Below are 21,501 nucleotides of genomic sequence, written 5' to 3'. Positions count from 1 at the left end.
GATGTCGCAGAAAATCGGCTTGTTTGGATCTTTGGCTTTGACCGTGGCCATGCTGGCAGCGATGCCCGCTGCACAGGCCAAGGACTGGACCAGCGTCAACATCGCTACCGAGGGCGCCTACGAGCCCTGGAACCTGACCTTGCCAGGTGGCAAGATCGGCGGCTTCGAGCCTGAGCTAATGGAAATCCTCTGCCAGCGCATGAACCTCAAATGCAACATCGCGGTGCAGAATTGGGACGGCATGATCGCCAGCCTCAACACCGGCAAGTTCGATGTGCTGATGGACGCCGTGGTCATCACCGAAGACCGCAAGAAGGTCATGGCCTTCTCGATCCCTTACGCACGCACCCCGGCCAGCTTCGTCGCCCTGGATGCCAACATCCTGCCGGGCAAGCCTGGCCCGGCCAATGAAATTACCCTGGGCACCGACGAGAAGCAGATCGGCGACGCCATTGCCGAGTTGCGCAAGGCGCTCAAGGGCAAGACCATCGGTATCGCCTCGGGCACCATCTACACCCCGTTCATCGATGACCACTTCAAGGACATCGCCACCATCCGCGAATACAGCAACTCGGCCGACACTATCCTCGACTTGCAGGCAGGGCGGATCGACGTGGCGTTCGACGACACCACTTTCCTCGACTCGCTGAAAGCCAAGCCGGAAAACGCCAACCTGGCCTACACCGGCCCGCAGATTGGTGGCCCGATCTGGGGCGAGGGCGAAGCGTTCGGTTTCCGCTTGAAAGACGAAGACCTGAAAGCCAAGTTCGACGCCGCGCTCAAAGAGGCCCTGGCCGACGGTACGGTCAAGAAGCTCAGCGAGAAGTGGTTCAAGCTGGACCTCACGCCCAAGTCCTGATGTCGCGGGTCCGGCGCTGGCAGCAGCGCCGGGTTTTCAACGTGTAAGTGGTAGGAACAACTCATGAATCTCTTGCAGATGCTCAGTTTCGGTGAGACCGGTTGGGGGATGGCCTTGCTCAAGGCCGCCGCCACGACGTTGCTGTTGACCCTGGCGGCGTTGCTGGTGGGCGCCGTGGTTGGCAGCGTGATTGCCGCGGCCAAGTTGTCGAAGCGCCGGGCCCTGCGCTACTTGGGCGATGCGTACTCGATTCTGTTCAGAGGGATTCCTGAACTGCTGGTGATCTACCTGTTTTATTTCGGTGGCGCCACCGTGGTCTCGGCGGTTGCCCATTGGTTTGGAGGCGAAGGCTACATCGACGTGCCGCCGTTTTTGGTCGGCGCCATCGCCGTGGGCTTGATCTCGGCGTCTTACCAGGCCGAAGTCTACCGCGGTGCTTTCATCGCCGTGTCCAAGGGTGAACTGGAGGCTGCGCTGGCCATCGGCATGAGCCGTGGCATGCGCATCCGCCGCGTACTGATCCCGCAGATCTGGCGTTTCGCCCTGCCGGGCCTGGGCAACGTATGGCAGATGAGCCTGAAAGACTCGGCACTGATTTCGGTGATCGGCCTGGTGGAGTTGATGCGTGCCAGCCAAGTGGCAGCCGGTTCGACCCGCCAGTACTTCACCTTCTACATCGTTGGCGGGATTTGCTACCTGATCCTCACTGGGCTCTCGGGCCGCTTTTTCAACATTGCCGAAGCTCGCGTGCAGCGCACGCAGCGGCGCAATCCCACTAACTCCTGAGACGGGAAAGCACCCATGATCGATTTCGCCTTTCTCGCCGACACCATGCTCAAACTGCTGGCGGCGCTGCCGACTACCCTGGCGCTGTTTTTCTCGTCGCTGTTGCTGGGCTTGATCCTGTCCCTGGGCGTGGTTTCGATGCGCGTCAGCCGCTGGGCCATCCTCAGTTACCCGGCGCGCTTCTACATCATGCTGTTTCGCGGCACGCCGCTGCTGATCCAGATGTTCCTGATCTACTACGGCCTGGGCCAGTTCCCGGCGGTACGCGAGAGCATTTTCTGGGTCGTACTGAAATCACCGTACGGCTGCGCCGTGGTGTCTTTGGCCATGTGCACCGCCGGCTACACCGCCGAGATCATCCGTGGCGGCCTGCTGAGCGTGCCCCATGGCCAGATCGAGGCCGGCCAGGCCGTGGGCATGAACCGCTGGACCCTGCTGTACCGCGTAATCGGCCCGGTTACCCTGCGCCAGGCTTTGCCTGCCTACTCCACCGAGGCCATTTTGCTGGTCAAGTCTACCGCCCTGGCCAGCCTGGTCACCGTGTGGGACGTGACCGGCGTGGCGCAGCAGATCATCCAGCGCACCTACCGCACCATGGAAGTGTTCATCTGCGCCGCGCTGATCTACCTGGTCCTCAACTTTTTGGTAGTCCGCGCCGTGGCGTGGATCGAGCATCGCCTGTCGCCGCACCTGCGTGAACGCCCGCAGGATGCCATCGCCAAGCCTGCCGCCAAAGTCTCTACCCCTTCCTGAACCGGAGCCCTGTCATGAGCACTCAAAACCAGACCGCGCTGTCGGTCGCCAACATCCAGAAGTCCTTCGGTTCGGCGCAGGTCCTCAAGGGCATCTCCCTTGATGCGCACAAGGGCGACGTGATCTCCATTCTCGGCGCCAGCGGCTCGGGCAAAAGTACCTTTTTGCGCTGCATCAACCTGCTGGAAACCCCCGACGAAGGCCAAATCGTGCTCGACGGCGAAACCATCGAGATGAAGCGCCACCGCGACGGTCGCCTGCTGCCCAGCAACAGCCGCCAGGTTGAAGCCATGCGCAGCAAGCTGGGCATGGTGTTCCAGAGCTTCAACCTGTGGTCGCACATGACCGTTTTGCAAAATGTTATCGAGGGCCCGATGCGCGTGCTCAAGCGTTCGCGCGCCGAGTGTGTGGAAGAGGCCGAGCAACTGCTGCACAAGGTCGGCCTGTACGACCGCCGCGACTACTACCCGGCGCACCTGTCCGGCGGCCAGCAACAGCGCGTGGCCATTGCCCGGGCGCTGGCGATGAACCCCCAGGTAATGCTGTTCGACGAACCCACCTCGGCACTGGACCCGGAACTGGTCGGCGAAGTGTTGCGCGTGATGCGCTCGCTGGCCGAAGAGGGCCGCACCATGCTGGTGGTGACCCACGAGATGGGCTTTGCCCGCCACGTCTCCAACCGCGTGGTGTACATGCACGGTGGCCTGATCGACGCACAAGGCACACCGGCTGAACTGTTCGAAGGCCTGCCTACCGAGCGCTTCCGCCAGTTCGTGTCCAGCCATCAGCAACGCAACGCTGAATAAAAATAACCATTGCCGTCACTTTTGCAGGAAGGTCGCAGTATGACTGGTTCAAAGCCCCTGATCGAAAAACGTTCGATAGATTACATTCCGGAAAGCGAACGTCATGGCCGACTGTTTAGCCAATTCACCTTGTGGCTGGGAGCCAACCTGCAAATCACCGCCATCGTCACCGGGGCCCTGGCCGTGGTGTTGGGCGGCGACGTGTTCTGGTCGTTGATCGGCCTGCTGCTGGGGCAATTGCTCGGTGGCGGGGTGATGGCCTTGCATGCCGCCCAGGGCCCGCGCCTGGGCCTGCCGCAGATGATCTCCAGCCGCGTGCAGTTTGGTGTGTACGGCGCGGTGATCCCGTTGGTGCTGGTGTGCCTGATGTACATCGGCTTTTCTGCCAGCGGCTCGTTGCTGGCCGGCCAGGCCATCGCCCAGTTGATCCAGGTGGACGACTGGAAAGGCATCGTGATCTTTGCCGGCTTGATCGTGCTGCTGACCATTTTAGGCTATCGGGTGATCCACATGATTGGCCGCGTGGCCAGCGTGCTCGGCGTGATCGCGTTCATGTACCTGTTCTATAAATTGCTGGCCGGCAACGACATTGGCGCGCTGCTGGGTAACAAACATTTCTCGCTGAGCAGCTTTTTGCTGGCGATCTCGCTGTCGGCCTCCTGGCAGATCGCCTTTGGCCCCTACGTGGCGGACTACTCGCGCTACCTGCCGAGCAAAACCTCAGTGCCCGGCACCTTCTGGGCCGTGGGCCTGGGTTCGGTGCTCGGCGCGCAGGCGGCCATGGTGTTCGGCGTATTCGCCGCGGCTTTGGCCGGCTCGCAGTTCGCCCACCACGAGGTGTCGTTCATCGTAAGCCTGGGCGGTACTGGCCTGGTCGCGGCGCTGCTGTACTTCGCCGTGGCCTTCGGCAAAGTTACCATCACCACACTCAACGCCTACGGCAGCTTCATGTCGATCGCCACCATTATCAGCGGCTTCCGTGGCAACCGGCACATCTCCGGTGCGGTTCGCTTGTTGTACATACTGGCGATGGTCGGCATGGCCACCGTGCTGGCGCTGCTGGGCAAGGACTCGTTCCTGAAGGACTTCTCGGCGTTCATCCTGTTCCTGCTGGCGTTTTTCACGCCTTGGAGCGCGATCAACCTGGTGGACTTCTACTGCATCACCAAAGAGCGTTATGACATCCCGGCGCTGTCCAACCCCAAAGGCCGTTACGGGCGTTGGAACGTGGCGGGCATCAGCATCTACCTCTTCGGCGTGCTGGTGCAGATGCCGTTCATTTCCACGCACTTCTACACCGGCCCCCTGGTGGCGAGCCTGGGCGATACCGACATCTCCTGGATCATTGGCCTGGTGGTGCCTGCGGCCTTGTATTACGGGGTTGCCAAGCGCTGGCACAGCGAAATTCCAGAGCGGCTGATCCTGCCCGTCGAAGACGCCGTGGTCCAGCAACCGGCAGGGCAGGCTATACCTCAAGGGTCCTTCTGACGTTGAGAGCCGCTTATGTTTCCCGACAACCTGACTTTTTCCATCGCTGACACGGTGAACACCTGGGTCGATGCCCTGGTGACACACTATGGAGACCTGTTCCGCCAGGTCTCGGACTCACTGCTGTGGGTCATCGTCAGCCTGGAAACCCTGTTGCGGGCCACGCCCTGGTGGCTGGTGCTGCTGATCGTCGGCGCAATTGCCTGGCACGCCACGCGCAAGGTGTTCACGAGCCTGGTGATCGTCGGTCTGCTGTTTCTGGTGGGCGCGGTGGGGTTGTGGGAAAAACTGATGCAAACACTGGCATTGATGCTGGTGGCCACGTTGATTTCGGTGCTCATCGCCATCCCGCTGGGCATGCTGGCCGCACGCAGCACACGCCTGCGGGCGGTGCTGATGCCGCTGCTGGACATCATGCAAACGCTGCCCAGCTTCGTGTACCTGATCCCGGTGCTGATGCTGTTCGGCCTGGGCAAGGTGCCGGCGATCTTCGCCACGGTGATCTACGCCGCCCCGCCGTTGATCCGCCTCACCGACCTGGGCATTCGCCAGGTCGACCGCGAAGTGATGGAAGCCGCCAACGCGTTTGGCGCCAGCCGCTGGCAGCAGCTGTTTGGCGTGCAGTTGCCGTTGGCGATGCCGAGCATCATGGCCGGGGTCAACCAGACCACCATGATGGCGCTGTCGATGGTGGTGATCGCCTCGATGATTGGCGCGCGCGGGCTGGGCGAGGATGTGCTGGTGGGCATCCAGACACTCAACGTCGGCCTGGGGCTGGAGGCAGGGTTGGCCATCGTGATCCTGGCGGTGGTCATCGACCGCATCACCCAAGCTTACGGTCGCCCGCGCCACGAGGTGGGCAAATGACCGCCAAAATCGAAGTGAGGAACGTCTTCAAGATTTTCGGGCCGCACCCGGACAAGGCCTTGGCGTTGATCAGCCAGGGCCAGGGCAAGGATCAGGTACTGGCCGCCACGGGTTGCGTGGTGGGGGTCAATGACCTGTCGTTGAGTATCGAGGCCGGCGAGATTTTCGTGGTGATGGGCCTGTCCGGCTCGGGCAAGTCAACCCTGGTGCGCCATATCAACCGGTTGATCGACCCCACCGGCGGGCAGATCCTGGTGGATGGCCAAGACATCCTCAAGCTCGACCTGCCGGCCTTGCGCGAATTTCGCCGTACCCGCATCAGCATGGTGTTCCAGAGCTTCGGCCTGATGCCCCACCGCACGGTATTGGAAAACGTCGCCTACGGGCTGAAGGTGCGTGGTGAAAGCAAGGCCACCTGCCAGGCACGGGCGGCGCATTGGATCGGCATCGTCGGCCTGCAAGGCTACGAGCAGTCCTGGCCGCACCAGCTGTCGGGCGGCATGCGCCAACGGGTGGGCTTGGCGCGAGCATTGGCGGCCGATACCGAAATCATTTTGATGGACGAGGCATTCAGCGCCCTCGACCCGCTGATCCGCGCCGAGATGCAGGACCAGTTGTTGGAACTGCAGCAAAGCCTGCACAAAACCATCGTGTTCATTACCCATGACCTGGACGAAGCGATTCGCCTGGGCAACCGCATTGCCATCCTCAAGGACGGCCGCCTGATCCAGGTGGGCACGCCCAGGGAAATTCTCTACCAGCCTGCCGACGACTACGTTGATCGTTTCGTGCAGCGCCGGGTAGCCAACCTATAAGTGATTTGGTGAGGAGCGTTGTAGATGTTGCAGGCCCGGAAAGTCGTAATCGCCGATGCCCCGTTGCGTTGGCAGGATGTGGTGGCCGTAGCCCGCCATGGTTTTTTTCTGGAACTGTCGGAACAGGCCTGGGCGCGCATCGACAATGCCCAGGCCATTGTGCAGCGCATCGTCGCCAGCGGTGAGCGCGCCTATGGCGTGAACACTGGCCTGGGGGCGCTGTGCAACGTCTCGCTGCAAGACGAGCAGCTTGGCCAGTTGTCGCGCAACACCTTGCTCAGCCATGCCTGCGGCGTGGGCAAGCCGCTCACCGACGAGCAAACCCGGGCGATCATCTGCGCGGCCATCATCAACTTCTGCCAGGGCAAGTCCGGCTTGCATCGGCGGGTGGTCCAGGGGCTGCTGGCGCTGCTGAATCGGGGCATTACCCCACAGGTGCCCTCCCAGGGCTCGGTGGGTTACCTGACCCACATGGCGCATATCGGCATCAGCTTGCTGGGCGTGGGCCCGGTCAGTTATCGCGGCGAAATCGTGCCGGCCAGCCAGGCCTTGGCCGCCGAGGACCTTGAGCCCGTGCACCTGGGCGCCAAGGATGGCCTGTGCCTGGTCAACGGCACGCCCTGCATGACCGGCCTCAGTTGCCTGGCCCTGGACGACGCCTACCGCTTGAGCGGCTGGGCCGACGTGATCGGTGCCATGAGCTTTGAAGCCCTGCGCGGCCAGATCGACGCCTTCGACCCCGAGATCATCGCCCTCAAGCCGCACCCCGGCATGCAGGTGGTGGGGCAAAACCTGCGGGCACTGCTGGACGGCAGCGAAGTGATTGCCAGCAGCCGTGGCATTCGCACCCAGGACGCCCTGAGCATCCGCTCCATCCCCCAGGTGCACGGCGCTGCCCGCGACCAGTTGAACCATGCGGCGCGGCAGATCGAGATCGAGCTGAACTCGGCCACCGACAACCCGCTGCTGCTCGGTACCCCGGATGATTACCGGGTGATGTCCCAGGCCAACCCCCATGGCCAGTCGGTGGCCATGGCCGCGGACATGCTGGCGATTACCGTGGCCGAGATCGGTGCCATCGCCGAGCGCCGCCTGGACCGCATGATCAACCCGTTGGTCAGCGGCCTGCCGGCGTTCCTGGTCAGCCAGCCGGGGGTCAACTCGGGGATGATGATCGTGCAGTATGTCGCCGCTTCCCTGTGTGCCGAAAACCGCCAACTGGCGCAACCGGCGGTTGTGGATAACTTCGTGACCTCGGGCCTGCAGGAGGACCACCTGAGCATGGGCACAAACGCCTCGCTCAAGCTGCACCGGGCCCTGGAAAACGTCACCCAGATCCTTGCCATCGAATACCTGCTGGCAGCGCAGGCCTTTGAATTCTTGAAAAACCAACGCTTCGGCGCAGGTACCGACATCGCCTGGCGCTTGCTGCGCGAACAGATTCCGCCTTATGACCAGGACCGCTGGCTGGCCCCCGACATCGCCAGCAGCGCCGCCCTGTTAAAGAATCCGAGCCTGCTGGTTCAAACCTTTCCAGATTTGCTTTAAGGAGGCACCCCGATGAAAACCCTTTGGCAGAACTGCCACGTCGCCAGCATGGCCGGCGGCACGTATTCGATCATCGAAGATGCGGCCATCCTCACCCACGACGGCCACATCCACTGGATTGGCCCGCGGGTAGATGCACTGGTGGGCGAGGGCGTCGAATTCGTCGACTTGAATGGCGCCTGGGTAACCCCGGGCCTGATCGACTGCCACACCCACGCCGTATTTGGCGGCAACCGCAGCAATGAATTCGAGCAGCGCCTGCAGGGCGTGAGCTATGCCGAGATCGCCGCAGCCGGCGGTGGCATCGCCAGCACCGTGCGCGCCACGCGGGCTGCCAGTGAAGAAGAGCTGTTGGCCAGCGCCCGTCGCCGGCTGGTCAGCCTGTTGCGTGATGGCGTGACCACCGTAGAGATCAAGTCCGGCTACGGCCTGGACCTGGCCAGCGAGCGCAAATTGCTCAGCGTGATCCGCCGCCTGGGCCACGAGCTGCCGGTCACCGTGCGTGCCACCTGCCTGGCGGCCCACGCGTTGCCCCCGGAGTACAAGGACCGCGCCGACGACTACATTGCGCACATCTGCGACGAGATGCTCCCGGCCCTGGCGGCCGAAGGGCTGGTGGACGCGGTGGATGCGTTCTGCGAGTACCTGGCGTTCTCCCCGGCACAGGTCGAGCGGGTGTTTATCAAGGCTCATGAATTGGGCCTGCCGGTAAAACTGCACGCCGAGCAGTTGTCGTCCCTGGCGGGTTCCAGCCTGGCGGCGCGATACCAGGCGTTGTCGGCAGACCACCTGGAGTTCATGACCGAGGACGACGCCATCGCCATGGGCCAGGCGGGTACCGTGGCGGTATTGTTGCCGGGGGCCTATTACTTTTTGCGCGAAACCCAATTGCCACCGATGGACGCCCTGCGCAAGCACGGCGTGGCCATTGCGCTTGCCAGCGACCTGAACCCCGGTACGTCCCCTGCATTGTCGGTGCGCCTGATGCTGAACATGGGCTGCACGCTGTTTCGCATGACCCCTGAAGAGGCCCTGGCCGGCGTCACCTTGAACGCCGCCAAGGCGTTGGGCATGGGCGCCACCCATGGCTCGCTGGAGGTTGGCAAGGTGGCCGACTTCATCGCCTGGGACATCGAACGCCCGGCGGACCTGGCCTATTGGCTGGGCGGTGAATTGAACAAGCGCGTCGTGCGTCACGGCGCCGAAGTCACGATCTAGGAGTTTGCCTGTGGATAACGTACTGACCTTTAAAAAGGGCCGCGTGCCGCTGCTGATCAGCATGCCCCACGCCGGCCTGCGTCTGACGCCTGCGGTCCAAGCGGGCTTGATCGATGAGGCCAAAAGCCTGCCAGACACTGACTGGCATATCCCGCAGCTGTACGATTTTGCCGATGAACTGGGCGCCAGTATCGTCAGCGCCGAGTACTCGCGCTTTGTCATCGACCTGAACCGGCCTTCGGACAACAAACCGCTGTACGCCGGCGCCACCACCGGGCTGTACCCGGAAACCCTGTTCGACGGTGTGCCGCTGTTTGGCGAGGGCCTCACGCCCACGCAGGCCGAGCGCGACAGCTACCTGCAACAGATCTGGGTGCCTTACCACCGCACCATCGAGCAAGAACTGGCGCGCCTTCGCGACGAGTTCGGCTATGCGCTGCTGTGGGACGCCCACTCGATCCGCTCCCACGTGCCGCACCTGTTCGACGGTAAGTTGCCAGACTTCAACCTAGGCACGTTCAATGGCGCCAGTTGCGACCCGCAGTTGGCCGGTTTGCTGGAAAACGTATGCGCAGGTTTCGGTGACTACAGCCATGTGCTCAACGGGCGCTTCAAGGGTGGGCACATCACCCGCCACTTTGGTGACCCTGCGCGCAATATTCACGCAGTGCAGTTGGAGCTTGCGCAAAGCACCTACATGGAAGAGTTCGAGCCATTCAAGTACCGCGAGGACCTGGCGGCGCCGACACAAAAAGTGTTGAAGGCGTTGTTGGGCGAGGTGTTGGCCTGGGGGCAAAAGAAGTACGGGTAACCGCAGCCCGTAGGAGCGGATTCATCCGCGAAGAGGCCCTCTAGGGCAACCCCATAAACCACAGGGGCATGCTCAAACTTCGATTCGGGTTTATGATGCCCCACAGCAGAATAATCCCGACGGAGTGCGCAATGCTGACTTTGTACCCACAGATCAAACCCTACGCCCGGCACGATCTGGCCGTGCAAGAACCGCATGTGCTGTATGTCGATGAGAGCGGTTCCCCTGAAGGTTTGCCGGTGGTGTTCATTCACGGTGGCCCGGGGGCTGGCTGCGATGCGCAGAGCCGCTGCTATTTCGATCCGAATTTGTATCGGATCGTTACTTTCGACCAGCGCGGTTGTGGGCGCTCGACGCCGCACGCGAACCTGGAAAACAACACCACCTGGGACCTGGTGGCCGACATGGAGCGAATCCGTGAGCACCTGGGCATCGAAAAATGGGTGCTGTTCGGTGGCTCATGGGGTTCGACCCTGGCTTTGGCCTACGCGCAAACCCACCCGGAGCGCGTGATGGGGCTGATCCTGCGCGGGGTGTTCCTGTGCCGGCCGCAAGAAATCGACTGGTTCTACCAGGCTGGTGCCAGCCGCATGTTCCCGGACTACTGGCAGGACTACATCGCGCCGATCCCGGCGGATGAGCGCGGCAACCTGTTGCACGCTTTCCACAAGCGCCTGACCGGCAACGACCAGATCGCCCAGATGCACGCCGCCAAGGCCTGGTCCACCTGGGAAGGCCGCACCGCCACGCTGCGCCCCAACCCGTTGGTGGTCGATCGCTTCTCCGAGCCGCAACGCGCGCTGTCCATTGCCCGCATCGAATGCCACTACTTCATGAACAACGCGTTCCTGGAGCCGGACCAATTGATCCGCGACGTACCGAAGATCGCCCACCTGCCGGCGGTCATCGTGCACGGTCGCTACGATGTCATCTGCCCGCTGGACAATGCCTGGGAGCTGCATCAGGCCTGGCCCAACAGCGAGCTGCAGGTGATCCGCGACGCTGGCCACGCGGCCTCCGAACCGGGCATTACCGACGCCTTGGTGCGTGCCGCCGACCAGATGGCACGACGCCTGCTTGATCTGCCTCTGGAGGAGGCGTGAGGGGGCTGCTGCAACGGGTCAGCAGTGCGCGGGTCGAGGTAGCGGGTGAGGTGGTCGGCGCCGTCGATCAAGGCCTGCTGGTGCTGGTGGCGGTGGAGCCCGGGGATACCCGGGCCAACGCCGACAAACTTTTGCACAAGCTGCTTAACTATCGGGTGTTCAGCGACGATCAAGGCAAGATGAACCTGTCGCTGAAGGACATCGGCGGTGGCCTGTTGCTGGTTTCGCAGTTCACCCTGGCCGCCGATACCAAGAGCGGCATGCGCCCCAGCTTCTCGACGGCGGCGCCGCCAGCCTTGGGCATCGAGTTGTACGAGTACTTGCTGGAGCAGGCAAGGGCGGCCCATGAAACGGTCGCCGCGGGTATTTTTGGTGCCGACATGCAGGTCCATCTGGTCAACGATGGGCCAGTTACCTTCATGTTGGAAACGTAAAGACTCAAAAAACCTTCATTTGTACGAGAAACAGGGGGTTTGTAGCATAAATACTTCATCTACCCTGATGCGTTGTAACGCGCCCTGCTAGATAATCGCGCGCTACCGGGATCTGCGTTCGTTGGTCCATTTTGCTTGAGTTCGAGCATGCTCTGACACTGATTGGGGAATCATTAGGCCCTTTCGGAGTCGGAACATTGCTCGCCAACCCGGCGCATGAAGCTGGCCGTTGGTTCTTTGATATGTTTTTCGGCGAGGGTTGCTCGTGATTGTTAGTCCCTGTAATGCACCAAGAGTCCCAGGCAAGCGCCTTCGTAGCGCGCTAATGGCCGGGTCTGCACTGCTCTGTCTGTTGGGCACCAGCCACGTCTGGGCGTTCGGTCTGGATGACGTTGCAGCCAAGGCGAAGGATCTTGCCGGGCAGAAATTCGAAGCACCCAAAAGCAATCTGCCGGGTGAATTCCGTGACATGAAGTTCGCGGACTACCAGAAAATCCGCTTCCTGCCGGAAAAAGCCGAGTGGGCGGCCGACAAAACCCCCTTCAAGATTTCCTTCTATCACCAGGGCATGCATTTCGACACCCCGGTCAAGATCAATGAAGTCACCGCCGACCAGGTCCAAGAGATCAAATACGACCCGAGCCGGTTCGAATTTGGTGACCTGAAGTTCGACCCCAAGTCCACCGAAAAGCTCGGCTATGCCGGTTTCAAGGTCACTTACCCGATCAACAAGCCGGATAAACAGGACGAGATCATGACCGTCCTGGGCGCGAGCTATTTCCGCGTCATCGGCGCCGGCCAAACCTACGGCCTTTCGGCCCGTGGCCTGGCCATCGACACCGCCCTGCCGTCGGGCGAAGAGTTCCCGCGCTTCACCGAGTTCTGGATCGAGAAGCCCAAGCCGACCGACAAGCACCTGGTGATCTACGCCCTGCTGGACTCGCCGCGTTCCACCGGCGCCTACAAGCTGATCCTGCGCCCTGGCAGCGATTCGGTGGTCGACGTGCGCTCCAAGGTGTTCCTGCGTGACCACGTCAGCCGCCTGGGTATCGCGCCGCTGACCAGCATGTACCTGTTCGGTGCCAACCAGCCGTCGCGCGTGCTCAACTACCGCCACGAACTGCATGACTCCAGCGGCCTGTCCATCCACGCCGGCAATGGCGAGTGGATCTGGCGCCCGCTGAACAACCCGAAACACCTGGCGGTGAGCAACTTCTCGGTAGAGAACCCGAAAGGTTTCGGCTTGCTGCAACGTAACCGCGACTTCAGCCAGTACGAAGACCTCGACGACCGCTACGACAAGCGCCCAAGCGCCTGGGTAGAGCCTAAGGGTGACTGGGGCAAGGGCACCGTCGACCTGGTCGAGATCCCGACTGCCGATGAAACCAACGACAACATCGTTGCGTTCTGGAGCCCGGAAAAAATGCCGGAGCCGGGCGTTGCGCTAGAGCACAACTACCGTATTCGCTTCACCAACAACGAAGAGCAGTTGCACTCGCCAGACATCGCCTGGGTCAAGCAGACCCTGCGTTCGACCGGTGACGTGAAACAGTCCAACCTGATCCGCCAGCCAGACGGCAGCGTGGCCTTCCTGGTTGACTTCACCGGCCCGGTGCTCGCGGCACTGCCCGAAGACGCCCAGGTGCGTAGCCAGGTCAGCACCGGCGACAACGCCGAACTGGTCGAAAACAGCCTGCGCTACAATCCTGAAACCAAAGGCTGGCGCCTGACCCTGCGGTTGAAGGTCACCGACCCGAAAAAATCCGTGGAAATGCGCGCCGCCCTGGTCAAGGACATGCCGTTGCCAGAGCCTGCCAAGCCAGCAGCCCCGGTTAAGGAAGAGAAGCCTGCCGCCAAGCATGCCAAGGCCGACGCCAAGCATGACAAGGCCGCCAAGGTCGAGAAGCAGCCAGAACCTGCGGCTGCGCCCACCCCTGAGGAACCGGTCAAGACTGAACAAGTGCTGACCGAGACCTGGAGCTATCAGTTGCCTGCCGATGAGTAATTCCCCAGCACGGCCAGAGTCTCTGAGCGAGTACCTGGCACATCTGCCCCTGAGCGAGGAGCAACGCGCGGAACTGGCGCGTTGCACATCCTTTGGCGAGCTGCATGAGCGTCTGTCCCAGAAGCCAGTGGGCGAAACGGCCGAAGCGGTACAAGCTTCGGTCGGCCGCCGGCTGACACTCGACAGTGCGGCCGAGTTGGAAGAGGCCGAGATGCTCGTCCTCGACGCAGACGGCCGCGTGTGCCTGAAGGCCACGCCGCCGATCAAGCGTACCCGGGTGGTACCAGAGCCTTGGAAAACCAATATTCTGATCCGCGGCTGGCGGCGCCTGACCGGGCGCACCAACCCGCCAGAGCCCAAGAGCGACAAGCGGGAGCTACCCAAGGCCCGCTGGCGCTGGGTAGGGTCGTTGCGCCGCTACATTCTGCTGGTGCTGATGCTTGGCCAGACGATTGTCGCCGGCTACTACATGAAAGGCATCATGCCGTACCAGGGCTGGTCGTTCGTCGATCTGGACGAAGTGCTGCACCAGCCGTTGCTGCTCACCGCGCAACAAGTACTTCCGTATGCGCTGCAAACCAGCATCCTGATCTTGTTCGGGATCCTGTTTTGCTGGGTATCGGCCGGTTTCTGGACCGCCTTGATGGGCTTCCTGGAACTGCTGACCGGGCGCGACAAGTACCGCATCTCGGGTGCCAGCGCCGGTAACGAGCCGATCGAGGCCGGTGCGCGTACCGCACTGGTAATGCCGATTTGCAACGAAGACGTGCCTCGGGTGTTCGCCGGTTTGCGCGCCACCTTCGAATCGGTGGCCGCCACGGGCGACCTGGACCGCTTCGACTTCTTTATTCTCTCCGACACCAACGACACCGACATTGCCGTGGCCGAGCAACAGGCCTGGCTGGACGTTTGCCGTGAGGCCAAGGGCTTCGGCAAGATCTTCTACCGTCGCCGTCGCCGTCGGGTAAAACGTAAAAGCGGCAACCTCGACGACTTCTGCCGTCGCTGGGGCGGCGACTACCGCTACATGGTGGTGCTGGATGCCGACAGCGTGATGAGCGGTGAATGCCTGACCAGCCTGGTGCGCTTGATGGAAGCCACGCCAGACGCCGGCATCATCCAGACGGCGCCCAAAGCCTCGGGCATGGACACCCTGTATGCCCGCATGCAGCAGTTCGCCACCCGCGTCTACGGCCCGCTGTTTACCGCCGGCCTGCACTTCTGGCAGTTGGGTGAATCCCACTACTGGGGCCACAATGCGATCATCCGCATGAAGCCGTTCATCGAGCATTGCGCCCTGGCGCCGTTGCCCGGCAAGGGCGCCTTCGCCGGTGCGATCCTGTCCCACGACTTCGTTGAAGCTGCGCTGATGCGCCGTGCCGGCTGGGGCGTGTGGATCGCCTACGACTTGCCGGGCAGCTATGAAGAACTGCCGCCCAACTTGCTCGACGAACTCAAGCGCGACCGTCGCTGGTGCCACGGCAACCTGATGAACTTCCGGTTGTTCCTGGTAAAAGGCATGCACCCGGTGCACCGCGCGGTGTTCCTGACCGGCGTGATGTCTTACCTGTCGGCGCCGTTGTGGTTCTTCTTCCTGGTGCTGTCCACCGCCTTGCTGGCCGTGAACACGCTGATGGAGCCGGCCTACTTCCTGGAACCACGGCAGCTTTACCCGCTATGGCCACAGTGGCACCCGGACAAGGCCATCGCGCTGTTCTCCACCACCATCGTGCTGTTGTTCCTGCCCAAATTGCTCAGCATCATTCTGATCTGGGCCAAGGGCGCGAAGGAATACGGCGGTCGTATCAAGGTCACGATGTCGATGCTGATGGAGATGCTGTTCTCCATGCTGCTGGCGCCGGTGCGCATGCTGTTCCACACCCGGTTCGTGCTGGCTGCGTTCCTGGGTTGGGCCGCGACCTGGAACTCGCCGCAGCGTGACGATGACTCCACCCCCTGGAGCGAGGCGATTCGTCGCCACGGCCCGCAAACCCTGCTGGGCTTCCTGTGGGCGCTGTTGGTGTGCTGGCTGAACCCAAGCTTCCTGTGGTGGCTGACGCCAATCGTCGGTTCGTTGATGCTGTCGATCCCGGTGTCGGTGATTTCCAGCCGCACCAACCTGGGCCTGAGTGCTCGCGACGAGAAGCTGTTCCTGATCCCCGAGGAATACGACACGCCGCAAGAGCTGATCTCGACCGACCAGTACACCCACGAAAACCGCTGGCATGCATTGAAAGACGGTTTTGTGCGCGCCGTGGTCGACCCGCAGCAAAACGCCCTGGCCTGTGGCCTGGCCACCGCCCGTCACCGTTCCGGTGCCGTGCCTGTGGAAAACATGCGTGAAGCGCGTATCCGCAAGGCATTGGAAGCGGGGCCGGCGAGCCTTGATGGCAACACCCGCCTGCAGTTGCTGAGCGATCCTGTGGCGTTGTCACGGTTGCATGCACTGGTTTGGAGCGAGGGCAATTCGGCCTGGCTCGATGCCTGGCGCAAGTCGATCGATGCCGACCCGCATTCACCGTTGTTACCGCTTGTTCCCCAGTCGCTAACCCCGACTACCCTGGCAAACGCCTGAAAACACGGGCCCTTGAGTGAACAGCTCAAGGGCCCGTTTCAGTTCGTTGAAGCTATTTCTTACACTCTTGGCCGCATTTTTCATGTGCCATTGAGTAACAAAGTCGTCCCCAGCCCTTGTACTAGCTCACGAACACGTTAGGATCGCACCCCGAAATGGTGCGTCGCCGATGCGTTGCGCCTGAATCTGCCTGGCGGCAACGTGAACGCCGGTGGCGATATCCGTAAGTGAGGGGAGTGGGTGATGAAAAAGTTTCTGTCGATGGTGCTGCTCGGCGTCATGGCGTGGGGCGGGATCGGTGCGGCCCAAGCCGGTGCCATCGATGAGGCGGTCAAGCGCGGCACCCTGCGGGTGGGCATGGACCCGACCTACATGCCGTTCGAAATGACCAACAAGCGCGGCGAGATCATCGGTTTTGAAGTGGACCTGCTCAAGGCCATGGCCAAGACCATGGGCGTCAAGCTGGAACTGGTGTCCACCAGCTTGGACGGGATCATCCCGGCGTTGATGACCGACAAGTTCGACCTGATCGGCAGCGGCCTGACCGTGACCCAGGAGCGTAACCTGCGCATCAACTTCAGCGACCCCTTCATCGTGGTCGGCCAAACGCTGCTGATTCGCAAGGAGTTGGCCGACAAGGTCAAAACCTATAAAGACCTGAACACTGCCGACTACCGCATCACTTCCAAGGTGGGTACCACCGGTGAGTTCGTCGCCCGCAAGTTGATCGCCAAGGCCCAGTACCACGGCTACGACAACGAGCAGGAAGCGGTGATGGACGTGGTCAATGGCAAGGCGGATGCCTTTATCTACGACTCGCCCTACAACGTAGTGGCCGTGGATAAAGCCGGCAACGGCAAGTTGCTGTTCCTCGACCAGCCGTTCACCTACGAGCCGCTGGCCTTTGGCCTGAAGAAGGGCGATTACGACAGCCTGAACTTCATCAACAACTACCTGCGCCAGGCTCATGAAGACGGTTCCTACGATCGTATTCATGACAAGTGGTTCAAGAATAAGACCTGGCTCAAAGAGATGGAATAAGCCTCAAGCTTCCTTAGCTTGAGACCTAGCGCGCAGCCTTGGCTGCGCGTTCGCTTTTAGGAATGCAGCAGTGATCAAACACAAGAAAGCCCAGTGGCCCTGGCATGGGTTGACGGCGCTGGTCCTTGTCGGGCTGGCGGTTTGCCTGTTTTACGCGACGTCGATGATTTCTTACGAATGGCGCTGGAACCGCGTGCCCCAGTACTTTGCCTACAAGGCCGAGGACACCCAGCGCGCGGCCAGCAACGGCATCCTTGAGTCCATCGTGGTGCAGGGCGACATGGCCCGGGTCACTATCAAGGGCGAGGACGGTGACGACCAAGTGCTCGACGTGGCGCAAGACAGCGTGCACATGAGCGAAGGCGATGACGTGTCCGAAGGCGACGCCGTTGGCGTGACCCGCCACTGGGCGGCCGGGCCGTTGGCCTGGGGCTTGTGGACCACCATCTGGATTTCGTTGGTGTCTGGCGTCATGGGCTTGGTGATCGGTTTGTTCGCCGGCCTGTGTCGGCTGTCCAACAACCCGACCCTGCGTGACCTGTCGACGGTATACGTGGAACTTGTGCGCGGTACGCCGCTGTTGGTGCAGATCTTCATTTTCTACTTTTTCATCGGTACCGTGCTCAACCTGTCCCGCGAGTTCGCAGGGGTTGCCGCATTGGCACTGTTCACCGGTGCCTACGTGGCCGAGATCGTGCGTGCCGGCGTGCAGTCGATTGCCCGTGGCCAAGGTGAAGCGGCGCGTTCGCTGGGCTTGAGTGCCAACCAGTCGATGCGCCACGTGATACTGCCGCAGGCGTTCAAGCGCGTGCTGCCACCGTTGGCCGGGCAGTTCATCAGCTTGGTGAAAGACACCTCACTGGTGTCGGTGATCTCCATCACCGAGCTGACCAAGAGCGGCCGCGAGGCGATCACCACATCGTTCTCCACCTTCGAGATCTGGTTCTGCGTGGCTGCCCTGTATTTGCTGATCAACCTGCCGCTGTCGCACTTCGCCAGCCGGCTTGAGCGGAGGCTTGCGCAAAGTGATTGAAGTTCGTGACCTGGTAAAAGTCTTCGATACCCGCGGCCACGTGGTGCGTGCGGTAGATCACGTCAGCACCCACGTCGCCAGGGGCGAGGTGCTAGTGGTGGTCGGCCCTTCGGGGTCGGGCAAGTCGACCTTTTTGCGCTGCCTGAATGGCCTGGAAAGCTTTGACGAAGGCTCGGTGAGCATCGACGGCCTGCAACTGGCCGACCCCAAGACCGACGTGAATGCCTATCGCCGCGAAGTGGGCATGGTGTTCCAGCACTTCAACCTGTTCCCGCACATGACCGTGCTGGAAAACCTGTGCCTGGCGCAGAAAGTGGTGCGCAAGCGCAACAAGAAGGAACGCGAGGAAAAGGCCCGGGCCCTGTTGGAAAAGGTCGGCATCGGCCAGAAAGCCAACGAGTTCCCGTCACGCCTTTCGGGCGGTCAGCAACAGCGCGTGGCCATTGCCCGGGCGTTGGCCATGGACCCCAAGGTGATGCTGTTCGACGAGCCCACCTCGGCGCTGGACCCGGAAATGGTCGGCGAAGTGCTGGATGTGATGAAGACCCTGGCACTGGAAGGCATGACCATGATCTGCGTGACCCACGAGATGGGTTTTGCCCGGGAAGTGGCTGATCGGGTGTTGTTTTTCGACCATGGCAAGCTGCTGGAAGATTCGACGCCAGAAGCCTTCTTTGATGCGCCGAAAGATGCACGGGCTCAGGCATTCTTGCGCCAGGTGTTGTAAAAATTAACGTTTGCTGCACGCCGCGCTTCGACACTTTGGTGGCGATCAAAAGTGCGGCGTGCAGACGGAAGAATGTTAATGCAGTGCAGCATGAAAATATAAAATCCAGATGCGCACTTTTGATAGTTATTATTTTGCGACGTCTGGTCGTGAATGTAAATAATAGAAGTACTTTAATTATGGGGGCGACACGGTGTCGTCATCAATATAATTGAGGTGTGCAAAATGAATGATAAAGACGATAGTGCTGTAATGATGCTGTACACGCCTAACCTAGATGGTGTGGCTGCGGGAGGTGGCTTTCCGGGCTATGCCAGTGGGGGCACCGTATGGGTACCGCTTGATCCCGGTTTTAGAGCGGGTGATCAGATCGAGTTGATCGCAAAGGTAGGCACTTATCAAAAGTCACTTTCAACCTACACTATTGCTACACTTGAAGCCAAAGCAGTCTGGGTCACAGGTGCTACGTTCATTGAGCTGAAACAGCACGGAAGTCGATGTGAGATATTTTACAAGTTGTTCCGCTCTGGCGCGTTGCTTGACACCTCTACTTCCTTTGTTTGTTACTTGGGCAGTGGCCCGTTGTAATGACCGTGTAGCCGATGCCGTAGACTGCGTGTTTTAAAATACCCACGCAGCCTGCGGCAGCGATTATGGATCAAACCCGAAACTTGCCCACCAACGCCTGCAAGTGCGTCCCCAATCGCGCCAGCTCAACACTGGAGGCCGCCGTCTCTTCACTGGCTGCCGAGGTTTGGTCCGACACGTCACGCACGTTCAGCACGCTCCGGTTGATCTCCTCGGCCACCGCGCTCTGTTGCTCGGCAGCAGCGGCAATCTGCTGGTTCATCGCCTGGATGGCCGACACCGTGCGGGTGATGTTTTCCAGTGAACCGCCAGCCTTGCGGGTCAGTTCCACGCTGCTGTCGGTGAGCGTGCGGCTGTTGTCCATTACCATCGCCACTTGCTGGGTGCCGCTTTGCAGGCCGGCGATCAGTTCTTCGATTTCTTCCGTGGATTTCTGCGTGCGCTGGGCCAGGCTGCGCACTTCGTCGGCGACCACGGCAAAGCCGCGGCCGGCCTCGCCCGCACGGGCCGCCTCGATGGCGGCGTTCAGGGCCAGCAGGTTGGTTTGCTGGGCCACGGACTTGATCACGTCTAGCACGCCGCCGATCTTGTCGCTTTCGCGCTTGAGCTGGCCCATGGCTTCGGTGGAGTTGCCCACCTCCTTGGCCAGGCGCTCGATCTGGGCGATGGCCTCGTTCACCACCTTGTCGCCTTCACGGGCCTGCTGGTCAGCAGCCATTGCTGCTTCAGAGGCTTGCTCGGCGTTACGCGCCACTTCCTGCACCGTGGCAGCCATTTCGTTCATGGCGGTGGCCACCTGATCGGTCTCCACCTTCTGGCTGTTAACCCCGGTGCGGGTTTGCTCGGTAACGGCTGACAGCTCTTCGGCGGCGCTGGCGATTTGCGTAGCGCCTTCGTTGATACCACTGACCAGCTCGCGCAGGCCGCTGATCATGCGTTGCACGCCGCGCATCAACTGGCCCAGTTCGTCGCGGCGCTTGGAGTCGATGTTTTGCGTCAAGTCGCCGGCTGCCACCTGGTCCACGACACGGCCGACGTGGGTCAGCGGGATCATGATCTGCCGGGTGATCGCCCAGCCGGCCAATACGCTGAAGAATACCGCCAGCGCGGTGGCAATCATCAGCATCGACTTGGCGTGCGAAGCGTCGCTGTCGCGCATGTCGTTCTGCCCGGTGGTCAATTGCTGGCTCAGGTCGAGCAAGCGCAGGCCCTGCTCATCCATCACCTTGAGTGCCTGGGCACTGGCCACTTGAGAGTCGCGGTATTGGCCGACGGCCGCGCGGTAGCCCTTGATTGACTCGGTGGCCTGCTGCAAATTGCGCATGTATTCGATGCTCAGGCTGCCGGCCAGGGTGGCCGTGGCTGTTTCGGCCTGCTCGATGGCATCCAGTGCCGGTTGCTCAGCCTCGGGGCGGCCGCTGTAGGTGTAGCCGCGCACCTGGAAGCGTGCCTGCTGGATCAGTTTGCTCAGGGTCACCACGCTATTGAAGCGCTGCAGGTTTTCCCCTTGCAGCAGCCCCTTTTCGACGTTGCCGATCAGCTCGACGGCCTTGTCGGCGGTTCCGCCCAAGGCGCTACGGGCGTTCTCGCGGTTCTGCAGGGCTTGGTCGAGTTGGCCCAGTGCGCGTTGGTATTCGCTGGTCGCGCTCAGTTGCTGGTCTAGGCGGGTGAGGTCCTGGGGTCGAGTCAGTTGCTGCTTTGCCGCCTCAATCGCCCGTGGCAACTCGCCAAGGGTGCGTTTGAGCGCATCCCCGGTGTTATTGCCGCCCTGCACCGCGATGCCCTGCTGGTTGATCCGCAGGTCGCGGGTCAATTCGCTGATGTGCGCGATGGTGCCGATCTTGTTGCCACGATCGATCAGGCTGTTCAGGCCACTCCAGCCGGTGAACATGATGAGCAGCGTGCACAGCAGGACCAGGCCGAAGCCGATCATGAGTTTACGGCTCACACCAATATGTCCCAGTTTCAGGGAGATCCAAGCGTACATGTGGGGTGCACTCCATAGCGGGCAGGCTAAGCAAATTGCTACTAGCGTGCCACTATA

19 protein-coding genes are annotated in these 21,501 nt (G+C 61.5%); 18 read left to right on the top strand and 1 reads right to left on the bottom strand.

Features of this window, described 5'->3' with window-relative positions:
- Nucleotide 1 precedes the first annotated feature (1 nt).
- The 18 genes from L9B60_RS09780 (at nucleotide 2) to L9B60_RS09695 (ending at nucleotide 19,457) form a co-directional block, all read left to right on the top strand.
- Nucleotides 2–859, top strand: coding sequence for a transporter substrate-binding domain-containing protein (locus L9B60_RS09780; protein ID WP_249678290.1), 858 nt, complete (start codon nucleotides 2–4; stop codon nucleotides 857–859).
- 63 nt (nucleotides 860–922) lie between these two features.
- Entirely contained in the window at nucleotides 923–1,645 is a 723-nt protein-coding gene (locus L9B60_RS09775) for an ABC transporter permease (protein WP_249678289.1), read from the top strand.
- A 15-nt stretch (nucleotides 1,646–1,660) separates the two neighbouring features.
- Entirely contained in the window at nucleotides 1,661–2,398 is a 738-nt protein-coding gene (locus L9B60_RS09770) for an ABC transporter permease (protein ID WP_249678288.1), read from the top strand.
- A 14-nt stretch (nucleotides 2,399–2,412) separates the two neighbouring features.
- Nucleotides 2,413–3,204, top strand: coding sequence for an ABC transporter ATP-binding protein (locus L9B60_RS09765; protein WP_249678287.1), 792 nt, complete (start codon nucleotides 2,413–2,415; stop codon nucleotides 3,202–3,204).
- Nucleotides 3,205–3,243: 39 nt separating this feature from the next.
- Nucleotides 3,244–4,692, top strand: coding sequence for a purine-cytosine permease family protein (locus L9B60_RS09760; protein WP_249678286.1), 1,449 nt, complete (start codon nucleotides 3,244–3,246; stop codon nucleotides 4,690–4,692).
- A gap of 15 nt (nucleotides 4,693–4,707) precedes the next feature.
- Nucleotides 4,708–5,559, top strand: a complete 852-nt coding sequence (locus L9B60_RS09755; RefSeq protein ID WP_249678284.1) for an ABC transporter permease — start codon at nucleotides 4,708–4,710, stop codon at nucleotides 5,557–5,559.
- Complete coding sequence (locus tag L9B60_RS09750) at nucleotides 5,556–6,374, top strand: quaternary amine ABC transporter ATP-binding protein (RefSeq protein ID WP_249678283.1); 819 nt, start codon at nucleotides 5,556–5,558, stop codon at nucleotides 6,372–6,374. The genes L9B60_RS09755 and L9B60_RS09750 overlap by 4 nt, the downstream gene beginning before the upstream one ends.
- A 24-nt stretch (nucleotides 6,375–6,398) precedes the next feature.
- On the top strand, nucleotides 6,399–7,922 hold the full coding sequence (hutH, locus tag L9B60_RS09745; protein ID WP_249678282.1) for a histidine ammonia-lyase: 1,524 nt from the start codon (nucleotides 6,399–6,401) through the stop codon (nucleotides 7,920–7,922).
- A 12-nt stretch (nucleotides 7,923–7,934) separates the two neighbouring features.
- Nucleotides 7,935–9,140 (top strand): imidazolonepropionase, encoded by a 1,206-nt coding sequence (hutI, locus tag L9B60_RS09740; protein WP_249678281.1) that lies wholly within the window; start codon nucleotides 7,935–7,937, stop codon nucleotides 9,138–9,140.
- A 10-nt stretch (nucleotides 9,141–9,150) separates the two neighbouring features.
- Nucleotides 9,151–9,951, top strand: coding sequence for an N-formylglutamate deformylase (gene hutG / locus L9B60_RS09735; protein WP_249678279.1), 801 nt, complete (start codon nucleotides 9,151–9,153; stop codon nucleotides 9,949–9,951).
- 131 nt (nucleotides 9,952–10,082) lie between these two features.
- The gene (gene pip, locus L9B60_RS09730) at nucleotides 10,083–11,054 is read left to right on the top strand and encodes a prolyl aminopeptidase (protein WP_249678278.1); all 972 of its coding nucleotides are present in this window, start codon (nucleotides 10,083–10,085) and stop codon (nucleotides 11,052–11,054) included.
- Entirely contained in the window at nucleotides 11,051–11,488 is a 438-nt protein-coding gene (gene dtd / locus L9B60_RS09725) for a D-aminoacyl-tRNA deacylase (protein ID WP_249678277.1), read from the top strand. The genes pip and dtd overlap by 4 nt, the downstream gene beginning before the upstream one ends.
- Nucleotides 11,489–11,753: 265 nt before the next feature.
- Nucleotides 11,754–13,493, top strand: a complete 1,740-nt coding sequence (locus L9B60_RS09720) for a glucan biosynthesis protein G (RefSeq protein ID WP_283780589.1) — start codon at nucleotides 11,754–11,756, stop codon at nucleotides 13,491–13,493.
- A complete protein-coding gene (mdoH, locus tag L9B60_RS09715; protein ID WP_249678275.1) occupies nucleotides 13,486–16,068 on the top strand; it encodes a glucans biosynthesis glucosyltransferase MdoH in 2,583 nt (860 codons plus the stop codon). The genes L9B60_RS09720 and mdoH overlap by 8 nt, the downstream gene beginning before the upstream one ends.
- Before the next feature lie 243 nt (nucleotides 16,069–16,311).
- Nucleotides 16,312–17,109 (top strand): transporter substrate-binding domain-containing protein, encoded by a 798-nt coding sequence (locus L9B60_RS09710; RefSeq protein ID WP_249678274.1) that lies wholly within the window; start codon nucleotides 16,312–16,314, stop codon nucleotides 17,107–17,109.
- Between the two features lie 70 nt (nucleotides 17,110–17,179).
- Complete coding sequence (locus tag L9B60_RS09705) at nucleotides 17,180–18,142, top strand: amino acid ABC transporter permease (protein WP_249678273.1); 963 nt, start codon at nucleotides 17,180–17,182, stop codon at nucleotides 18,140–18,142.
- Nucleotides 18,135–18,869 (top strand): amino acid ABC transporter ATP-binding protein, encoded by a 735-nt coding sequence (locus L9B60_RS09700; RefSeq protein WP_249679698.1) that lies wholly within the window; start codon nucleotides 18,135–18,137, stop codon nucleotides 18,867–18,869. The genes L9B60_RS09705 and L9B60_RS09700 overlap by 8 nt, the downstream gene beginning before the upstream one ends.
- A 225-nt stretch (nucleotides 18,870–19,094) precedes the next feature.
- Nucleotides 19,095–19,457, top strand: coding sequence for a hypothetical protein (locus tag L9B60_RS09695; RefSeq protein WP_249678272.1), 363 nt, complete (start codon nucleotides 19,095–19,097; stop codon nucleotides 19,455–19,457).
- Between the two features lie 70 nt (nucleotides 19,458–19,527).
- Here L9B60_RS09695 and L9B60_RS09690 read toward each other — a convergent pair whose 3' ends face one another.
- Entirely contained in the window at nucleotides 19,528–21,444 is a 1,917-nt protein-coding gene (locus L9B60_RS09690) for a methyl-accepting chemotaxis protein (protein ID WP_249678271.1), read from the bottom strand.
- Nucleotides 21,445–21,501 lie beyond the last annotated feature (57 nt).

It is taken from the genome of Pseudomonas abieticivorans (assembly GCF_023509015.1).
GTDB lineage: Bacteria > Pseudomonadota > Gammaproteobacteria > Pseudomonadales > Pseudomonadaceae > Aquipseudomonas > Aquipseudomonas abieticivorans.
The sequence above is the reverse complement of the archived record's forward strand: the minus strand, read 5'-3'. Positions and strand labels throughout refer to the sequence as shown.

Excerpts from the sequence above, each read along its gene's own strand:
- L9B60_RS09780 (WP_249678290.1), top strand. The coding sequence starts at position 2 with ATGTCGCAGAAAATCGGCTTGTTTGGATCTTTGGCTTTGACCGTGGCC.
- L9B60_RS09775 (WP_249678289.1), top strand. The coding sequence starts at position 923 with ATGAATCTCTTGCAGATGCTCAGTTTCGGTGAGACCGGTTGGGGGATG.
- L9B60_RS09770 (WP_249678288.1), top strand. The coding sequence starts at position 1,661 with ATGATCGATTTCGCCTTTCTCGCCGACACCATGCTCAAACTGCTGGCG.
- L9B60_RS09765 (WP_249678287.1), top strand. The coding sequence starts at position 2,413 with ATGAGCACTCAAAACCAGACCGCGCTGTCGGTCGCCAACATCCAGAAG.
- L9B60_RS09760 (WP_249678286.1), top strand. The coding sequence starts at position 3,244 with ATGACTGGTTCAAAGCCCCTGATCGAAAAACGTTCGATAGATTACATT.
- L9B60_RS09755 (WP_249678284.1), top strand. The coding sequence starts at position 4,708 with ATGTTTCCCGACAACCTGACTTTTTCCATCGCTGACACGGTGAACACC.
- L9B60_RS09750 (WP_249678283.1), top strand. The coding sequence starts at position 5,556 with ATGACCGCCAAAATCGAAGTGAGGAACGTCTTCAAGATTTTCGGGCCG.
- hutH (WP_249678282.1), top strand. The coding sequence starts at position 6,399 with ATGTTGCAGGCCCGGAAAGTCGTAATCGCCGATGCCCCGTTGCGTTGG.
- hutI (WP_249678281.1), top strand. The coding sequence starts at position 7,935 with ATGAAAACCCTTTGGCAGAACTGCCACGTCGCCAGCATGGCCGGCGGC.
- pip (WP_249678278.1), top strand. The coding sequence starts at position 10,083 with ATGCTGACTTTGTACCCACAGATCAAACCCTACGCCCGGCACGATCTG.
- mdoH (WP_249678275.1), top strand. The coding sequence starts at position 13,486 with ATGAGTAATTCCCCAGCACGGCCAGAGTCTCTGAGCGAGTACCTGGCA.
- L9B60_RS09710 (WP_249678274.1), top strand. The coding sequence starts at position 16,312 with ATGAAAAAGTTTCTGTCGATGGTGCTGCTCGGCGTCATGGCGTGGGGC.
- L9B60_RS09695 (WP_249678272.1), top strand. The coding sequence starts at position 19,095 with ATGAATGATAAAGACGATAGTGCTGTAATGATGCTGTACACGCCTAAC.
- L9B60_RS09690 (WP_249678271.1), bottom strand. The coding sequence starts at position 21,444 with ATGTACGCTTGGATCTCCCTGAAACTGGGACATATTGGTGTGAGCCGT.